The sequence below is a fragment of the Nostoc sphaeroides genome, from assembly GCF_003443655.1.
Lineage (GTDB): Bacteria > Cyanobacteriota > Cyanobacteriia > Cyanobacteriales > Nostocaceae > Nostoc > Nostoc sphaeroides.
Genome location: NZ_CP031941.1, coordinates 3,862,427 through 3,878,695, shown reverse-complemented (window position 1 = coordinate 3,878,695; position 16,269 = coordinate 3,862,427). Strand labels below are relative to the sequence as shown.

Here is a 16,269-nt window from a genome sequence, read left to right as displayed (position 1 = left end):
AAAATCCAAAATCCAAAATTGAGTTACCCTACTATTTCGTTTATTCGCTCATGACAGAAGCACAAGCTTGAGACTCTTGCCAGAGTTTGTGCAAAAAGAACTCAGCGCGATCGCTCATGGTGGTGAAAAACACACCTACCGCATCCTTAGAACTATCTAATAGCCAAGAACCCCGCAGGGTGACTTCCATATATTCGGCATCGCAGGCAGAGAGGGCAATAATTTCTCCGTCATCCCTTTTTACCTCAGCCTTAAGCACTTCTACTCCTGGCAAATCAACAGGAAGCAAAAAGGAAGCGGTACTGGGTTCAATGCATAAACTTTGCCCAACTCGCAAGGCTAAAATCACTCGCTGCGCTACCCATTCTTCTAGCGACAGAGTGAGACATTCCAAATAAAAACTGCTTTCAGTGTAAGTTAATTTCAGCATTCCTTATGCTCTCCTGTTATTCCAGGCTTCCTTGCATATCGATCCAAAACTGTTCGGCGAAAGAAATCGCGGGGTGGATTGGTGCTTTTGGCTTGGTACGCAGTTGCATACCAGCTTCAAACAGGATGCGATCGCCTTTACGGGAGTTACATTTCTCACAAGCTGTGACTACGTTATCCCAAGTGTGAGAACCGCCTCTTGATCGCGGCATCACATGATCTAGCGTTAGATGTTTGCCGCTACCGCAGTATTGACAAGTGTGATTATCTCGTCGCAACACTTCCCGCCGATTCACTGGCGGAATTTTCCACATCCGCTCATTAGAAGTAACTGTTAAGCGAATGTGTTTTGGCACATCAATTACCAAATTGGGTGAGTGAACTCGCCATCCTTGTTCTGTGGTAAAACCTAGCGGTTGAGCTTTGTCTGTTAATAACAGCACAATCGCCCGCTTGATATTGATCCGACACAGTGGCAAGTAATTTTGAGAAAACACCACCACAGATTGCTCTAACACTTGCATTGCGTTCGCGCCGCGCATTGTTCGTGTAGCGTCTCGCAGAGAAGATATCGTCACAGCTTAACTCCTTATAAAAAAACCCCCGCTTCAAGTTTTCGGTGAAGCGGGGGTTAGAATTGACCGGAAAATTTTCTGGTCTCATATCGGTACAGTATTCCTTTGTCTGTACCCCCCGCTTTGTTGATCTAGTTCTGGTTTTGCAATCAGCGCACTAATGCTGAGATGTCTAAAGTCATAATTACCTTCTGTGATTTGCCCATAATTTCGGCTACCATCGCCCATAAATAAATACTCCACTTCCATCGCAGCCGATTCCCAACCGGTTCGGCAATTGGTGGCACACAAAATTGAAGTAGAGATGGGGTAAATGGATTTCACAGAAAATTTCACCTATTGAATATCGCTTTAAACATACTACACTTGTATTACTATCTTGTCTATACCTTTAAGGAGAAATAGTGATGCATACGATCGCTCGCACCCCAACCACCGATATGGAAGTTACCAGCATCCGCCTAGAGCGGGAACTGAAAGATAAGCTCAAAGAAATAGCTGGCAATCAGGGATACCAAGCTTTAATCCGAGATATTCTTTGGAATTATGTCCAGCAAAAATCAGGTGAATGGAAGCCTCGATTTTCCCGAACGGACATTCGAGCTAGCATCGCTGCCACAGCCCAGCAAGAAGAACGCTGTGTACTCACAGGTCAACTAATTCAACCCCAAGAACCGATGTTGTTAGGTCTGACGAGGAATGGCGATATGGTTCCTCTGAGTGTCGAGAGTTTGGCTGGATAGTCTTATAAGCTAAAAATCTTTTAATTTGCATCCTCAAAAAAATGAATCTCTTCTGGGGTGGGCATCTTGCCCGCCCTAGTTGTGCAAATTAAATGCGCGACAGCTTATTCAGGCAATGCAGCTCAGTTATTTTTGCTAAATAATTGGGCTGCATTCAGTATTTAGCTTTATTTTATCTAAGAAATAAAACTTATTGTTAAGAATGTTAAAATTAATATGAAAACAAAATTTTACAAAATCTTTAAAAAAGATCCAGTATTTTTACGGTTATAGCTGGGGGATTTTCCCTGAAATTCCAGAGAAATTACGGTTTATGTATACTTATAGACAGGATATTATAAGTCAAAGTTAGTTAATTATCTCAATATAAAGAAGATAAAGCAGCCAAAAATAATCAGGCTGGGACATTTTAGAATATCCTAAGTATCTCAGTACCTATGTAGCAATTTGCTTAATATAAAGGGAACTTGGCCATCTCCCATAGAAAAGGGCTATAACAGGTGAGAGAAAGTATTCATACAAGAATTGTCAATTATAAAGCTGGAGCAACACAACTAACGGTGAAAAATATGCCAAGAGGTTGGGTGCAAAAACAATGGAGTTATTATCTGAGGGCGTGCCAAAAATGAAAAAGCCTTTATCGTCGCCGCCACATTATGTAGATGACATAGATCGACTACAACCTTACCAAGTCAAATCGATGCAGCATCAGGAAGAACCTGCCCGCAAGTTGGTACAAAAGATTAACCAAATCATTGCCAATAGCTCCGCTACGGCCTTGATGCTGCAAGATATTGCCCAATTGCTAGGAGTTGTCTTTCAAGTAGATTGTTGCTGCTTGGTTTCAGTAACGGGTGAGACATCCGACGAAGCAACTACTACTAATTGGTGTGCTGATGAGTATTTAGGGTTACCACACCAAGAAGAAATGTTTTCGATGGAACAGTTGCTTATGCACTCGCCAGTGCTGCAATGTGCTGCTGAACCATTGACTATTGAAGATATTTCTATCATTCAGAACAGTCTGGTAATTGGGTGTAAATATTTGCCACTACCGATAAAAGCTGTTTTGGCAATTCCCACTCGGTTTGGTGGCAATAATAATGGCGTGATTAGTCTGATAAAATTCCAACCCTATGATTGGAGTGAATCAGAAAAACAACTGCTAAAACAGGTAGAATCGGCTTGCGCGATCGCTTTTTCTCGCGTAGCACAAGCCCAGCTAATTGCTCATCAACAACAGTCTCTGCAAAAGACCAAGCAGTATCAAAGCTTGATCAAGCAACTAACACTACTGAGCCGTAGCAACTTGGAGCTTAATCAAATGCTCCAGTTAGTTATCGCCTCTACTGCGGAATCTCTACAGGCAGATCGGGGTTTGCTCATATTACTAAAATATACAGACCCATTATTTAGGACTCAAGCTAAAAAACAAATTCCGAAAGCGAAAGCTAGAGTGGTTGGTGAATGGGCTAAGGAAATACAAATTTCTCGCACTACTAAACCAGATACCTTAGAAGATCAGTTTTTCTTGCTTTCGGAGTGTGGTTTATGCCAGCGTGCCTTCATAGATTCTGCCAAACCAGTAATCTTTGAGAATTACACTGAGCAAAATGATACTTCGTCAGCTGCTGCATTATTTGCAACAGAGCAATTGCCTGCGGTCTTATTAGTGCCATTAGAGAGTCAAGGTAAAATCTTAGGATTCTTGGTGCTACAGCAAGCTGTCACTCGCAGTTGGCAAGCAGCAGAATTAAATCTTGTGGAACTGGTTTGTGCTCAAGTAAGTAACGCCATTATTCAGTCACAGACATTGCGCCAAGTGCAAACTTTGGTAGATGAGCGGACGGCGAAACTACAGAGTAGTCTAGAACTCCAGGCAAAGTTGCATGAAAGAACCCGGCAGTATGTTGAGCAACTGCGGAAACTCAATGAACTCAAAGATGAATTTTTGAGCAACATGAGCGATCGCTTGCGCTATCCTTTGACAAACATGCTGATGTCAATTCGGAACTTACGTTTGCCAGGAATCGCGCCAGAGCGTCAGGCTCGATATATGGATATCTTAGAGCAGGAATGTACAAAGGAAATCAACTTGATTAATGACTTGTTGACACTCCAGAAACTAGAATCGCCTCATGAAGCCCCGCAATTAGAATCTATAGATTTAAATACTAAAATCCAGAATATAACAGCATCTTTCGAGAAAAAACTCGCAGAGAAAGGATTAAATATTTCTGTAGATTTACCAGAGAAATCGCTAAAACTGCAAACGGAACTGGAGAGTTTTGACCGCATCCTGCAAGAATTGTTAACAAATGCCTGTAAATACTCACAGCATGATACAATGGTGCGCCTTGAAGCCTCTCACCAAGTTGATCAACAAATTGATCAAGTTATCATAAAGGTGACGAATACAGGACGTGCCATCTCTCAAGAAGAAGCGACCTACATCTTTGACAAGTTCCGTCGCGGAAAAGGGCGCTGGACTCCGGGGACTGGCTTGGGACTTGCTTTAGTCAAGTCTTTAGTGCAGCATCTGAATGGAGCGATCGCAGTTGAAAGTCTGCCAATTTCGGATTCTGAACAGAGCGAAATTTGCTTCACCCTGACTCTGCCCCAATTTTCTGACGAAAGCAAACCATAATTCTGAAAGTGACTAAACAACAGAACGCAACAGAGAACCTTGATTCCCAGTCTCCTAATGATGATATCTACCTCGAAGGGGATTTGACTGTTGATGCAGTCGTGGCAGCTAAGGTAGAAGTTAAAATTGAGAAAATAGCAGAGCGACAGCGACAAATCACCGCCAAAGTCCAAATTCCCCAACCAGTGGAACAAATCTGGAAGGTTCTGACAGATTATGAAGCCTTACCTGACTTTCTCCCCAACCTCGCCAAAAGTCGTCTAATCGAGCATCCCAATGGTGGAATTAGACTGGAGCAAGTAGGCTCACAGCGCTTACTGAATTTCAACTTTAGTGCGCGGGTAGTTTTGGATTTGGAAGAATACTTCCCCAAAGAAATTAACTTCCGCATGGTGGAGGGAGATTTTAAAGGTTTTTCTGGTAGCTGGTGCTTAGAGCCTTATTCTTTCGGTGAGTATGTCGGAACAAATCTTTGCTACACAATTCAAGTTTGGCCTAAACTCACCATGCCAGTGGGAATCATTGAAAACCGCTTGAGTAAAGATTTGCGGTCAAATCTTCTGGCTATTCATCAACGTGTAGAAGAGTTAGCCAAGCATTGAACCTTATGTATAGTTAAACTATCATTCAGGTTTGTTCCTGAATGATAGTTTAATTTCGTAGATTTCTAGCAAAAAATACTTTTGCTTTTTTATAGTTTTTAAGTACCCCCAGGGGAATTCGAATCCCCGTTACCTCCGTGAAAGGGAGGTGTCCTAGGCCTCTAGACGATGGGGGCATCGGACTCAGACCTTTTATAAGTTAACCAATTTCCTGGCCTTTGTCAACAGCTTTTGCCAAAAAAAGTTTGTGGCGGCTAAACTGGGTGGAGGCAAAAGCTTGAAGAGGATACAAAGATATGGAGACAGCAAAAGAATTTCGTAGATGCTTTTGTGACAAGCCGCAGGGTTCATCAGCGTTCGGCGCTGGGGATTTAAGGGACTTCCAAGTAATAAAATATCCCAAGATTTCTTGTAGGATGGGCGTCTCGCCCGTGCTGTGAACTGGGCGCTCATGTTGCCCACCCCACAACATCGAATAATTTATTTGTTGGAGTTCCCTTAAAGGGACGCCCAGATAGAAAAAACCCTAACTTCTACAATGGACAAAGGGTATGATGTTGTACCGTGCAAAGTTAATGTCTACGGTTTTTTACAAGAGATTTTGAAATAAATCGCTCAAAATCTACAACATGGAAGCATCTTTTGAAATTACGGTACAGATGGCGATCGCTGTCTTTGCTGGCATTAGCGCCCAAGTGCTAGCTGCATACCTTCGTGTCCCCAGCATCGTCTTATTATTGCTGTTGGGCATTCTGTTTGGCTCTGATGGTATAGGGCTATTGCATCCCCATTCGCTAGGCACTGGACTAGAAGTTATTGTCGCCCTCGCCACGGCAATAATTTTGTTTGAAGGCGGACTTAACTTGGATTTACGAGAGTTAGGCAGAGTTTCAGTCAGCTTGCAATTGCTGGTCACTCAAGGAACGCTGATCACATTGCTAGGTGGGAGCATGGCAGCCCACTGGCTGGGCGAATTTCCTTGGAACATAGCTTTTCTCTATGCTTCCATAATCGTGGTGACAGGGCCAACCGTCGTTGGCCCTTTGCTGAAACAAATTAATGTAGATCGGCAAGTGGCAACACTTTTGGAAGGGGAGGGGGTTTTAATTGACCCTGTAGGGGCTATCCTCGCCTTCGTTGTCCTCGATACGATTTTGAACGGTGATGCTGACCCCATCAATGCGATCGTTGGTTTGCTGATGCGCCTGGGTGTTGGTGCGGCAATTGGTGGTGCTGGCGGTTATCTGATGAGTTTGATTTTCAAACGCGCCAGTTTTCTGTCATTCGAGCTAAAAAACTTAGTGGTATTGGCGATACTTTGGAGCCTGTTTACCTTATCGCAAATGATCCGCAGTGAATCGGGAGTAATGACAACAGTAGTTGCAGGAGCAGTTTTTGCTAACTCCTCAGTCCCAGAAGAACGCTTATTAAGGAGCTTTAAGGGTCAACTGACAATCCTCAGCGTCTCGGTGCTATTCATCTTATTAGCTGCTGATTTATCCATTGCCAGTGTGTTTGCTTTGGGTTGGGGTAGTTTATTCACCGTTTTGGTATTAATGTTTGTCGTTCGCCCAATTAATATCCTGTTGTGTACCTGGAACAGTGACTTAAACTGGCGACAAAAAGTATTTTTAAGCTGGGTTGCTCCTAGAGGAATTGTTGCTGCCTCCGTCGCTTCTTTTTTTGCGATTTCGCTGACACAGCGCGGCATTAACGGCGGTGATTCCATCAAAGCTTTAGTTTTCCTCACAATTATCATGACTGTTGTCTGCCAAGGGCTAACAGCTGGCTGGGTTGCTAAATGGCTGCAAATAACTTCCAAAGACGTAACTGGGGCAGTGATTGTGGGTTGTAATCCCTTGAGTCTTTTGATTGCCCGCTTCTTTCAAGAACGGGGAGAAAACGTAGTCATGATTGATACTGACCCCCAATATCTTGTTCAAGCTGAGGCGCAAAATCTTCGAGTTATTGCCAGCAGTGCGCTAGATGCTGCTGTTTTGGAAGAGGCGGGACTTGGCTCTATGGGTACTTTTTTGGCTATGACTAGTAATGGCGAGGTAAATTTTGTTTTGGCTCAACGAGCAGCTGAGGAGTTTAGTCCGCCGCGCGTTTTAGCTGTTTTCCCCCGCGATCCGCAAGCGAATATTTCGGCTAGTAATAAAGTTGAGCAAGCTTTTATCCCAGACTTAGGGATTAAAACTTGGAATGAATATTTGAATGATGGGCGAGTCAAGTTAGGGACAACTACGTTAGATGAGTTGGAGTTTTCTACTCAATGCGATCGCATCCAAGAAAAGATTCGGACTGGGGTGTTGATACCGTTATTGGTAGAACGAGAAGAACGTTTACAGGTAATGCCAGTTAATCAAGAGTGGGAAATTGGCGATCGCATTATTTACCTGTTGCATGACCCCAGACCTAGCCTTTTAAAACGCTTATCTGGTGCTACTCAATCCACTCCCCTCTCTTTAGAAAAGCTACCAGAGGTTGAAGACCTATCCCTCGTCCAATTGTCCGCTAGTGAGGTTCCTGGGGGATGAGGCAGAGGGGCAGGGAGCAGGGGAGGCAGAGGAAGGAAGAATTCCTAACTCTTGACTCTTTATTAGCTTTGGGAAGGAATAAATTCGCCTTCTGGCGGTTGTTGTAAATTACCAATTTCTGGTCTTGGCGTTTCTTGATATATTTCCCATTCCTGCCACAGTAAAGCAGATAAATGAACTATGGCAAGAATTAGCGTCGTCACAGAAATCAGATAACTGTGAATTGTGTAAAGGTGTTCGATAGTAGTTGTGTTAATGGCTCCACCGCCAGTTAGGATCTCGCGGAGTTGTCCACCAATAAAAGGAATGGCTTCTATGGTTCCTAGTTCAATGTTAAAACGCCAGTATCCCTCCTGAGTCCAATCTAAAATCATCGCTGTCCAATTCAGCCCGATCGCACTTAAGGTTAACAAAATCCCACTAATCCAAGCAGCCAGCCAACTCTTGCGAAATTGCCGACCTAAAAACATCACTACAATTTGAATCAGAGCGATCGCAATTACTGCGTTACCAGCAATATCATGCGCTCTCCAAAACAACCACCCGTATGGTAGTTGTGTATTAATCATCTTCAATGAGTTATAAGCTCCGCCTGCTGTCGGTTCATAGTAAAAAGACAGCATTACTCCGGTCGAGATATAAATTAAGCACAAAGTCAGAATCACGACCGATATTATCGTCGCTACTCGTCGCAAAATCCTATCGAACTGGGTGCTTTGCATAGCTCACCCCTCCTGTTCTTAACTAGGTATTTATTCCTTTATAATTTTAACTAAGAAATATTAATAAATGTTGCATTACTAAAATAAAATATAGACTTCCCCATTGCGGTACTAGCCCGCCTCAGACTTAAGTCTGAGGCTAATAGCTCAAGCCCACTTAAGTGGACTGAAACTGTTTACTAGTCGTTTTTAGACGATAGCCTAGCAATCAATTAAGCTGTCGCGCCTTTAATTTGCACTAATATTTTTTAAGATAATTGTGGGGTGGGCATCCTGCCCGCCCTGATAATGCAAGTTGTATTACGTAACGGCTTACTAGGGGATTGTTGAGACTAGCGCCAGATATCAGTTAAATCAAATATTGCGCCCAAGCTTTTAAGGGTTCTGGTGAACCATACCAAATCCCAGGACTTCTCGGAGAATGCCTCACACCTTCAATCACCAGATTTTCTGCCCCTTCCAGGTGAGCAGCTTCAATGGGTGTGATTCCATCTCCCCAAGTGTCGCCCTTACCACAGGTTAATTGGTAACTACTGTAAGCTAACCAACTACCGCGCCGCCTTTGGCCAAAGATAGTTTTGCCAGCCACACAAACGTAATTAACGTTTTTGTAAAAAGCTCCTGGGTAGTTATTGGTGACAAAATCTAGATTGGAGCGCGTCCAGCGTTCTTGACTAATATGAGGTGTACCCAAGGTGATGAGAGTAGCAATCAGAGGATGCCCTTTCCAGAGAGATAGTTTAACGTTACCGCGTCCTAAATAAGGCTTTTCTCCCATGTAGATGCGAGATATCCAACCTCCGGCTGAGTGAGCAATCAAGTTAATTTGAGTAGCATTATATTGCTCTAATGTCTGCTTGATTGTAAGATCAAGTTGTTGCAGAATTGGCGTTACAGGTCTTCCTCCAATAGTGGGTAGCCAGTCACGCCGTCGCAGTGGTACTGTAAGTGTAGGAAAATCTAACTGTTGTAGGGATTGTTCTAGTTGGCGGTAAGCGATCGCGCTTTCTAGATACCCAGGTACAATAACTGTCGGTAAGGGCATTTTAAATTTTGGATGCAATGATTGATGAGGGTTTGAACTTTTTTGGCGAAGAAGTAGTCAAAAGTTAAAAGTTAGAATTGCGATCGCATGACTGACTCCTTTTATAAAAACCCAAATAACTTTGATGGGGTTTAGCACTAGAATTTCAATAAAATTGTACAATTTACAACAGATTTAGGGACTGCTGATGTGGTAGTATTTTCACATAGGGGCTAGTCTTGGATAAGTAAGTGTGCTATCTGTTACAGAAGCGTAGTTGAGTGGAAAACAGTAGAAAAACAAGGCAACTTCAAGAGATATTCTTATCTACTCAAACTTGTGGTTTCACTTAAACTTTATAAATATCCGAGATATTAATTTTAATTGTGTGCGTCATAACAATAAGAAAAGAAATCAAAACTAGTAATTTTTAAAATATCTCTTTAGCAAGCTCAAATTGGAACACATGATACAGCGTCATTGATCAATTAAAACTTGAATAAGTGGCAATTTTGGCGTTTTCATTGCCAGGATAGGAAGTTATTATTTCCTTATAAGGACGCATCTTTTGCAAGATAGTCAAAAAGAGAAAAGCGCTAGTCAACTTCAACTGAGTAGAGTGAACGATAACAGCTATGTCTTACGTCTCCCTGTTTAAAAATATACCAGAACTCTTAAGCCAGCCAATTGGGATAGCAGCTATAGCTTCTCTTGGCATCCACGGTGCGATCGCGATGATTGTGCCATTGATGCCTATGGATTCTAGCAAACCCAAAGATACAGCATCATCAAAAACCGTTGGACTTTTGGAATTGAGCCAAGCGGATCAAAGCCGTTTGCCACAAAGTACCCCCCAAATTGGTTTACAACAACTTCCTCCAATAGCGCCACTATCTGCTCCCAACTTTAGCGCTCAAACTCTATTGCCCCCAGTGGCACCAGCGCCATCGAGTCAGCTAATCCTGCCTCCGCTACCCGCATCATCAAATAACTATCGGGTTTCCTCCTTGCCTACAAGGCAGTCTTTGCGGATGATTCCTAGTGGTAATTTGGGATTTGACGCCTCTAAATTTGATAGTTCTAAATTTAATAGCAGCCCTAAATTCTCTCGAACAGTTCCTCGTGTGAATGTCAGTGACACCAAATACGAAGCATCTGTGCCGCTAGCAAACAGATTACCAGAATTGCGATCGCAGCAAATACCTGATAATATTCTGCAAAAGCCTTTGGCTGTAAATAGATTGCCACAATTGCAGTCGCAGCAAATACCTGATGATATTCTGCAAAATGCCCAATCTCCAAACTTATCTGACACTACCCCCATTGCAACAGCACAGGGAAATACGGCTTCACAAATGACGCAATCGGTTAATGGTGCGTCTAGAATTGCTCAAAACCCGCTGATAAATTCTCTAAAACAAGCATCAAGGGCTGGGGATAGCTTAACCCTAATTAGGGGAACCACGTCACAGACACCCGATTTATCTGCCAAAGGAACTCAACTGGCCATAGCACAGCTAGACTCTTACGCAAACCTGAGAAAAGAAGTCCAGCAACAATACCCCAACGCTGAACAAAAACCAGTCATCCGGCAAACATTACCCACGAAGAAACCGAATCTTGAAGGTGCTGTTTTGGGTGTATTAGTGGTAGATCCTGATGGTAAGGTCTTAGATATTAAGTTTCAAGACAAGTTAGTTTCCCCGGAATTGAAATCAGAAGCAAGGGAATACTTCAACAAGCAATCCCCCAAGGGAGATAAACGGATCAGTTCCTATCCATTTAACCTAAGTTTCCAAAACAACACTACTGGAACTACTCAGTTATCTGCACCAGGAGTCAATAAAAATCAGCTTACCCCCTCACCATTTCCAGAACTGCGAATCAGAAATAACCAGCCTGCTTCCTCATCGACAGGTACTCTTAAACCATTAGCTGCACCAGGCGTCAATACCAATCAGCCTGAGTTCTCACCCACAGTTGCTCCCAAACCATTATCTGAACTGCAAATCAGAAAAAACCAGCCTGCGTCCTTACCTACAGGTACTCTTAAACCATTAGCTGCACCGGGAGTCAATAGCAATCAACCTACGCCTTCACCAGCACTTACTTCTAAACCATTCCCTGAATTGCAAATCAGAAATAACCAGCTTACGCCTTCATCAGCAGCTACTACTTCCGAACCGTTAGTGCTGCCAAGAATCAATAAGAGTCAGCCTACAGCCTCTGCTGAATCCGATGGAAAATTAGTAGAACGGTTGCGCGAAGTGAAGGAAAACAGAGAAAAGTCTAATCTAGAAAAATAATCACCAGATGGTTATTTTGGATTAAGAACAAGCTAAAAGCGATGAATGATAAAGATTCTGAATTTATCATTCATCTTTAAAATATTGTTTTTAGGAGTTGACGAAGTGGCGAATCGCTAGTTCGTCAGCCATATTTCGTTAGAAGGTTCTAATAAAGAAATGCACTGAGGAATTTCAAACAATGAAATTCTCCAATATTGTGGGGTGGGTGTCTCACCCGCCTTTAATTACTGGTATGCTAAAACACACACACACCACAAGAAGTAGAGGGTATAGCTACTTTACCAGCCTTGTTCTGCATTCTGAAAAACGTAAGCAGCTACCTCCAGAATCTCCTCAGAACTTAATTTACCTTTAAAGGCAGGCATGGCATTTTTACCATTTTGTACTTGGTGGATAATCGCCTCGATTGAGTCGCTATCATAATTTTCTAAGTACTTTGACAATGCTTCCTTTTTCAAGGTTTTCTGGCTAATAAGGATATTACCGCCACCTATATGGCAAGAAGCGCAGTTAGCCTCGAAAATTTTAGCGCCGTTGGATATTTCGGCAGCTAGTGCTGGACTAATGAATGTCAATTTGAATAGAGCGATCGCTAACAGTAGGATTAATAAAAGTATTTTCAACAGAATTTCCTCGCAACAAGCCTCCAGCAAGAGTATAAACGCGATTAATGCCTGATGAAGTCAAGTTTGATCAAAATTGGCGGTAACGAGTTTACCCCTCTATCACCACAGGTTACTTAGCGTAGAGAGGGGAGGATAGGACTCGTTACCGCCATTTATTCATTGTGTGCGTCACTCTAGGAGTGTGATGTGTTGCTATGGGCTAATTTCAGAGAAGGAAGCCCAGAAAATCATCTTGTGTCAATGAGGATGTTTCTAGCCTTGAACAGTGATTGTACCAACCATGCCAGCACCACGGTGGGGTTCGCAGTAGAAGGTGTAGTCACCAGCAGGTGCGTCTGCGGGGAAGGTGGTTGTTTCCTTTTGACCTGCACTCATCAGCAAATTCTTATGAGACAGAGATTTTGCTAAAGCGGCATCCTTGGCGGGGTTTTTGGCAGAATCAAACACAACATTATGGGGAGGAACTTTATTGTTCACCCATTCAATTGTGTCACCTGGTTTAACTGTCAACTTTTTCGGTTCAAATGCCAGCATCCCTTTATCGCTACCCAATTTCACCTTGTAGGTTTCAGCCGAGGCACTGGGGGTAAAAACAGCAAAGCTGCTAACAACTAAAAGGATTGTCAACACAGCTAAACTAAGGCGTCGCCAGCTTGCCGAAATCAATTTCATGGCTCTCTCCTAACAAACAATTTTTTTTCCTTTCTCATTTTAAATAAAATCAACGCCAAAGTATGACAATCTGTCATAGATACAATTTTTTTTTAAGAATAAGGAAAAATTTATTGCAAAAATTTGTGCGATCAGTAATAAATATTAGACTGCCATAGCCCAAAAAGCCTGTGAATAAAGGTAAACAGTAAAATCAGATATTTTTATTTTTTCTTGAAGAATATCTTGATTCAAAAATTTTCCGTGCCCCAACTAAGAACCTTTTGTGCTGCTGTGAGAACGAAAGCAGCTAAACTTTGGGGAATAGGGAGCAGGGGGCAGGGGGAGCAGGGAGCAGGGGGCAGGGGGCAGGGGGCAGGGGGCAGGGGGCAGGGAGCATGGGGCAGGGAGCATGGGGAGCAGGGGAAGAAGCAAGGGAGCAATAGAGAAAGTTTTCCCCTCTGCCCCCCGCACCCTGCCCCTCTGCCTCTTTCCCATGCCCAATGCCCAATGCCCAATGCCCCAATGACTCAGTACTAATTCCAGGATTTAGTAATAGATTTTTCCACCTCCCCACTTAGTGCCAACGATTTTGGGTTGTAAGAGAATATGACCGGCGATCGCCTCCAAGTCCTCATCAGTCAGATTTCGCATTGCTGTGAAAATATCTGCGCTTTTGATACTGGGGTGGATTTCGGAAATCTCTTCTTCCCCGTCGTAAGTAGTGGGATTTTTCAAATAATCCACTAAGCCTTCAATGTTGTTACGGTTGGGTGTTGCCAGTGCCAGATCGTCTGGAGTGAGTCCCACATTCTGGTTTGTTTTGGTAACTCCCCCAGCATGACATTGGGCGCAAGCGTAATTAAATAAACGTTTGCCTTCTTTGACTTGTTTAAGGCTGAGTACGGTGGTCTCACCCTGAGTATTTAATGGCACTGTTCGGGTAGCTTTGTCCAGTTCCACTGCTGTCGCGCTACCGACAAGCAACTGAAACGAGAGTAAAACAGTAACCACAACAACGCCAATTAGTCTTCTAAACATGTTTCCCCTTAAAAATTTTAACGCTCGACACAGCTAAGAAAGCGATTCTCAATCTCCAAGCTGCTAATTGCTAATGACTCATTGTTTTTTATCATTAGCTATCAGTGATTAGCCAAAGCCCAAGATAACCCTTCAGGTGACCTCGCGATCGCCCATCAAGTCGCTAGTACCTTTTAGGCGTGTTTCAGACGATATTTGGGAAATAATTGCCTTTGCATCTTCTAACGCCAAACGAGTCTTTTGGTGTTTGTAAGCAATTCCCAGTTGGTTGCACAGAGAAAACACTTTTTCTACAGGAATGCTGTAGTCGGCTGCTATCTCTGCGATTGATAGGTCTGCAAAACCCATAATGCTTGTTAACTGATAGATAGAGATTGAGTCGCTGTAATACCAATATCACGTTAGGAGTGCAATTTGTTGCCCAAAATACTGTTTGGGGAATGGGGCATTGGGAATGGGGCGTGGGGCATAGGGGATGAAGAATGGGGGAATGAGGGTGATGAGGGGAATAACCAATGCCCAATGCCCCCTGCTGTGTTTCTCAAAGCAATCCAAACTCGTTCATCTTCAGCTAATCGCGTAAAGTTCCGAAAACCGACCAACTATCTGTGATATTCTACCTGGCATTTCTGTGCCGCCTGCTGATTTCAAACACTACTTAACCTCCGCTTAATCACGTACTAACCCGGCTGTAGCGATGGGTCGTGCATGATTATTTCTCGTACTTTGTGCTTATAAATCAATACAGTTCAGTTAAGCATTTCTTTATTCTCTGGGTGCCCTCTGCGTCTCTGTGGTAGCCTGCGGCAAGCCGCTCCGCGTCTACGTAAAAAAAATTGACTTTGGCAAAGAGTTTTAGCCTTAACTGAACCGTATTGGCTTATAAATCGGAACTTGAGCTTCTGAACTGGGAACTCCGTACTCAGAAATTAGAATTGTTGGGTTAGCATCCCTCGTACTTGTGTTGGCACAAAATTTTTTATCGGAGAAATGGGTTGAAAACCCCGTCCTTGTAGGACGGCTTTATATTTACTAGAGATGCAAGTCTCACTAAATATGCTAAAGTAGCGGAATGTTAACCATAAATTACCGCTACCGAATCTATCCAAACATCACTCAAGAGCAGTGGCTTTTTGAGTGGATGGACATTTGTCGCGTCGCCTATAACTATGGTCTGCGAGAAATTAAGGATTGGTGCAATAGTCGGAAATGTCTGGTTGACAGATGCTCGATTAGCCATGAGTACATCATGGCTGCTGACAGCCCTTTCCCCAGTGAAGTAAAACAACTTAATGCACTGCCAAACGCTAAAAAGGTATTTCCCCGATTGGGTGAAGTACCGAGTCAAGTTTTACAGCAAGCCATTAAACAATTGCACCGAGCATGGGACGGTTTTCAGAAAATTGGACATGGATTTCCCAGATTTAAAAAGTTTGGTCAATTTAAATCTTTATTGTTTCCCCAGTTTAAAGAAAATCCTGTAGTTGGGTTAAATATCAAACTCCCTAAACTTGGGTTAATTCCGATTAACTTGCATCGCCCAATTCCAAATGGATTTGTGGTTAAGCAAGTTCGGATAATTAATAAGGCGGATGTTTGGTACGCTGACATTAATATTCAATGTGATGTCAATGTTCCTAATCCGATGCCGCATGGTCATCCCATCGGGGTAGATGTGGGGCTATATAAGTTTTTGGCAACTAGTGATGGTGTTCTTGTGAAGTCGCCCAAGTTTTTGAAAGTGATGCAAAGCAAGCTGAAATTACTGCAACGCAGACTTTCTAGAAAAAAGAAGCGGTCTAAAAATTACGAGAAACAACGCATTAAAGTTGCTAGACTTCACCACAGAATTGATAAAACTCGTAAAGATTTCCACTTCAAACAAGCTCATGCCCTTTGTGATGCTGGTGATATGGTCTTTATGGAAGACTTGGATTACCGGACTCTGGCAAAAGGGATGCTGGGTAAACAGATGCTTGATGCTGGGTTCGGACAGTTCCGAGCTATAACCAAGTATGTGTGTTGGAAGCGTGGTAAATTCTTCGATGAAGTTAACGCAAGGGGGACTTCGCAGGAGTGTCCTGAGTGTGGTGCAGAAGTTAGAAAAGACTTGAGTGTTAGAGTACATCATTGTGCTAGCTGCAATTACACAACTGATAGAGATGTAGCTAGTGGTCAAATAATTAGAAACAGAGGAATAGAGCTAATTAGTACGGCGGGACACGTCGGAATCCAAAACGCCTATGCAGACGGTTTGCTCTTTGGATTGGGGAAACTCAATCTAGGTCAAAGTCGAAAACCCGCAAGGGAGTAACTAGGAAAACTAAGAAGTGATTCTTGGAAGCTCCGTACCTTCGGTT

Annotated in this window: 17 protein-coding genes and 1 tRNA gene; 7 read left to right on the top strand and 11 right to left on the bottom strand. The window is 43.0% G+C overall.

All coding sequences use genetic code 11. The features are described from left to right. Nucleotides 1–40: 40 nt before the first annotated feature. The 3 genes from D1367_RS17110 to D1367_RS17100 all read right to left on the bottom strand — a co-directional run bounded on the left by D1367_RS17110 (nucleotide 41) and on the right by D1367_RS17100 (nucleotide 1,340). Nucleotides 41–430, bottom strand: coding sequence for an alr0857 family protein (locus D1367_RS17110; RefSeq protein WP_100899949.1), 390 nt, complete (start codon nucleotides 428–430; stop codon nucleotides 41–43). A gap of 16 nt (nucleotides 431–446) precedes the next feature. Continuing rightward, complete coding sequence (locus D1367_RS17105; RefSeq protein WP_118171552.1) at nucleotides 447–953, bottom strand: HNH endonuclease; 507 nt, start codon at nucleotides 951–953, stop codon at nucleotides 447–449. 135 nt (nucleotides 954–1,088) lie between these two features. Beyond that, the gene (locus D1367_RS17100; RefSeq protein ID WP_118167491.1) at nucleotides 1,089–1,340 is read right to left on the bottom strand and encodes a hypothetical protein; all 252 of its coding nucleotides are present in this window, start codon (nucleotides 1,338–1,340) and stop codon (nucleotides 1,089–1,091) included. A gap of 71 nt (nucleotides 1,341–1,411) precedes the next feature. Here D1367_RS17100 and D1367_RS17095 point away from each other — a divergent pair, with 71 nt between their 5' ends. From D1367_RS17095 to D1367_RS17085, 3 genes are all read left to right on the top strand, one after another. Then, on the top strand, nucleotides 1,412–1,747 hold the full coding sequence (locus D1367_RS17095; protein WP_109011785.1) for a ribbon-helix-helix domain-containing protein: 336 nt from the start codon (nucleotides 1,412–1,414) through the stop codon (nucleotides 1,745–1,747). Nucleotides 1,748–2,372: 625 nt separating this feature from the next. Beyond that, entirely contained in the window at nucleotides 2,373–4,394 is a 2,022-nt protein-coding gene (locus tag D1367_RS17090) for a sensor histidine kinase (RefSeq protein WP_118171550.1), read from the top strand. An 8-nt stretch (nucleotides 4,395–4,402) separates the two neighbouring features. Beyond that, entirely contained in the window at nucleotides 4,403–4,996 is a 594-nt protein-coding gene (locus D1367_RS17085; RefSeq protein ID WP_118167490.1) for an SRPBCC family protein, read from the top strand. Between the two features lie 103 nt (nucleotides 4,997–5,099). On the opposite strand, the gene D1367_RS17080 is transcribed toward D1367_RS17085, so the two are convergent. Next, nucleotides 5,100–5,172: transfer RNA gene (locus D1367_RS17080), tRNA-Glu, on the bottom strand. 16 nt (nucleotides 5,173–5,188) lie between these two features. Then, a complete protein-coding gene (locus D1367_RS17075) occupies nucleotides 5,189–5,449 on the bottom strand; it encodes a hypothetical protein (protein WP_147337379.1) in 261 nt (86 codons plus the stop codon). 176 nt (nucleotides 5,450–5,625) lie between these two features. On the opposite strand from D1367_RS17075, the gene D1367_RS17070 reads away from it, so the two are divergent. Then, nucleotides 5,626–7,536 carry a cation:proton antiporter gene (locus D1367_RS17070; protein WP_118167488.1) on the top strand — a complete coding sequence of 637 codons (1,911 nt, stop codon included), beginning with the start codon at nucleotides 5,626–5,628 and terminating at the stop codon, nucleotides 7,534–7,536. 62 nt (nucleotides 7,537–7,598) lie between these two features. Here the strand turns inward: D1367_RS17070 and D1367_RS17065 are convergent, their stop codons facing one another. Together D1367_RS17065 and D1367_RS17060 are read right to left on the bottom strand one after the other, a co-directional pair. Next, nucleotides 7,599–8,258, bottom strand: a complete 660-nt coding sequence (locus tag D1367_RS17065) for a cytochrome b N-terminal domain-containing protein (protein WP_118167487.1) — start codon at nucleotides 8,256–8,258, stop codon at nucleotides 7,599–7,601. A gap of 349 nt (nucleotides 8,259–8,607) precedes the next feature. Continuing rightward, nucleotides 8,608–9,303 carry an esterase/lipase family protein gene (locus D1367_RS17060; RefSeq protein ID WP_118167486.1) on the bottom strand — a complete coding sequence of 232 codons (696 nt, stop codon included), beginning with the start codon at nucleotides 9,301–9,303 and terminating at the stop codon, nucleotides 8,608–8,610. Nucleotides 9,304–9,917: 614 nt separating this feature from the next. On the opposite strand from D1367_RS17060, the gene D1367_RS17055 reads away from it, so the two are divergent. After that, on the top strand, nucleotides 9,918–11,588 hold the full coding sequence (locus D1367_RS17055) for a hypothetical protein (protein WP_118167485.1): 1,671 nt from the start codon (nucleotides 9,918–9,920) through the stop codon (nucleotides 11,586–11,588). Between the two features lie 281 nt (nucleotides 11,589–11,869). On the opposite strand, the gene petJ is transcribed toward D1367_RS17055, so the two are convergent. The 4 genes from petJ to D1367_RS17035 form a co-directional block, all read right to left on the bottom strand. Next, complete coding sequence (petJ, locus tag D1367_RS17050) at nucleotides 11,870–12,214, bottom strand: cytochrome c6 PetJ (RefSeq protein WP_118167484.1); 345 nt, start codon at nucleotides 12,212–12,214, stop codon at nucleotides 11,870–11,872. Nucleotides 12,215–12,469: 255 nt separating this feature from the next. Then, entirely contained in the window at nucleotides 12,470–12,889 is a 420-nt protein-coding gene (gene petE / locus D1367_RS17045; protein ID WP_118167483.1) for a plastocyanin, read from the bottom strand. A 528-nt stretch (nucleotides 12,890–13,417) separates the two neighbouring features. Then, nucleotides 13,418–13,909, bottom strand: coding sequence for a photosystem II cytochrome c-550 (gene psbV / locus D1367_RS17040; protein ID WP_118167482.1), 492 nt, complete (start codon nucleotides 13,907–13,909; stop codon nucleotides 13,418–13,420). A gap of 132 nt (nucleotides 13,910–14,041) precedes the next feature. Beyond that, nucleotides 14,042–14,257, bottom strand: a complete 216-nt coding sequence (locus tag D1367_RS17035; protein ID WP_118167481.1) for a hypothetical protein — start codon at nucleotides 14,255–14,257, stop codon at nucleotides 14,042–14,044. 69 nt (nucleotides 14,258–14,326) lie between these two features. Here D1367_RS17035 and D1367_RS33350 point away from each other — a divergent pair, with 69 nt between their 5' ends. Continuing rightward, nucleotides 14,327–14,521 (top strand): hypothetical protein, encoded by a 195-nt coding sequence (locus D1367_RS33350; protein WP_181984865.1) that lies wholly within the window; start codon nucleotides 14,327–14,329, stop codon nucleotides 14,519–14,521. 460 nt (nucleotides 14,522–14,981) lie between these two features. Further along, on the top strand, nucleotides 14,982–16,223 hold the full coding sequence (locus D1367_RS17025) for an RNA-guided endonuclease InsQ/TnpB family protein (protein WP_225892211.1): 1,242 nt from the start codon (nucleotides 14,982–14,984) through the stop codon (nucleotides 16,221–16,223). The last annotated feature ends 46 nt before the right edge of the window (nucleotides 16,224–16,269 follow it).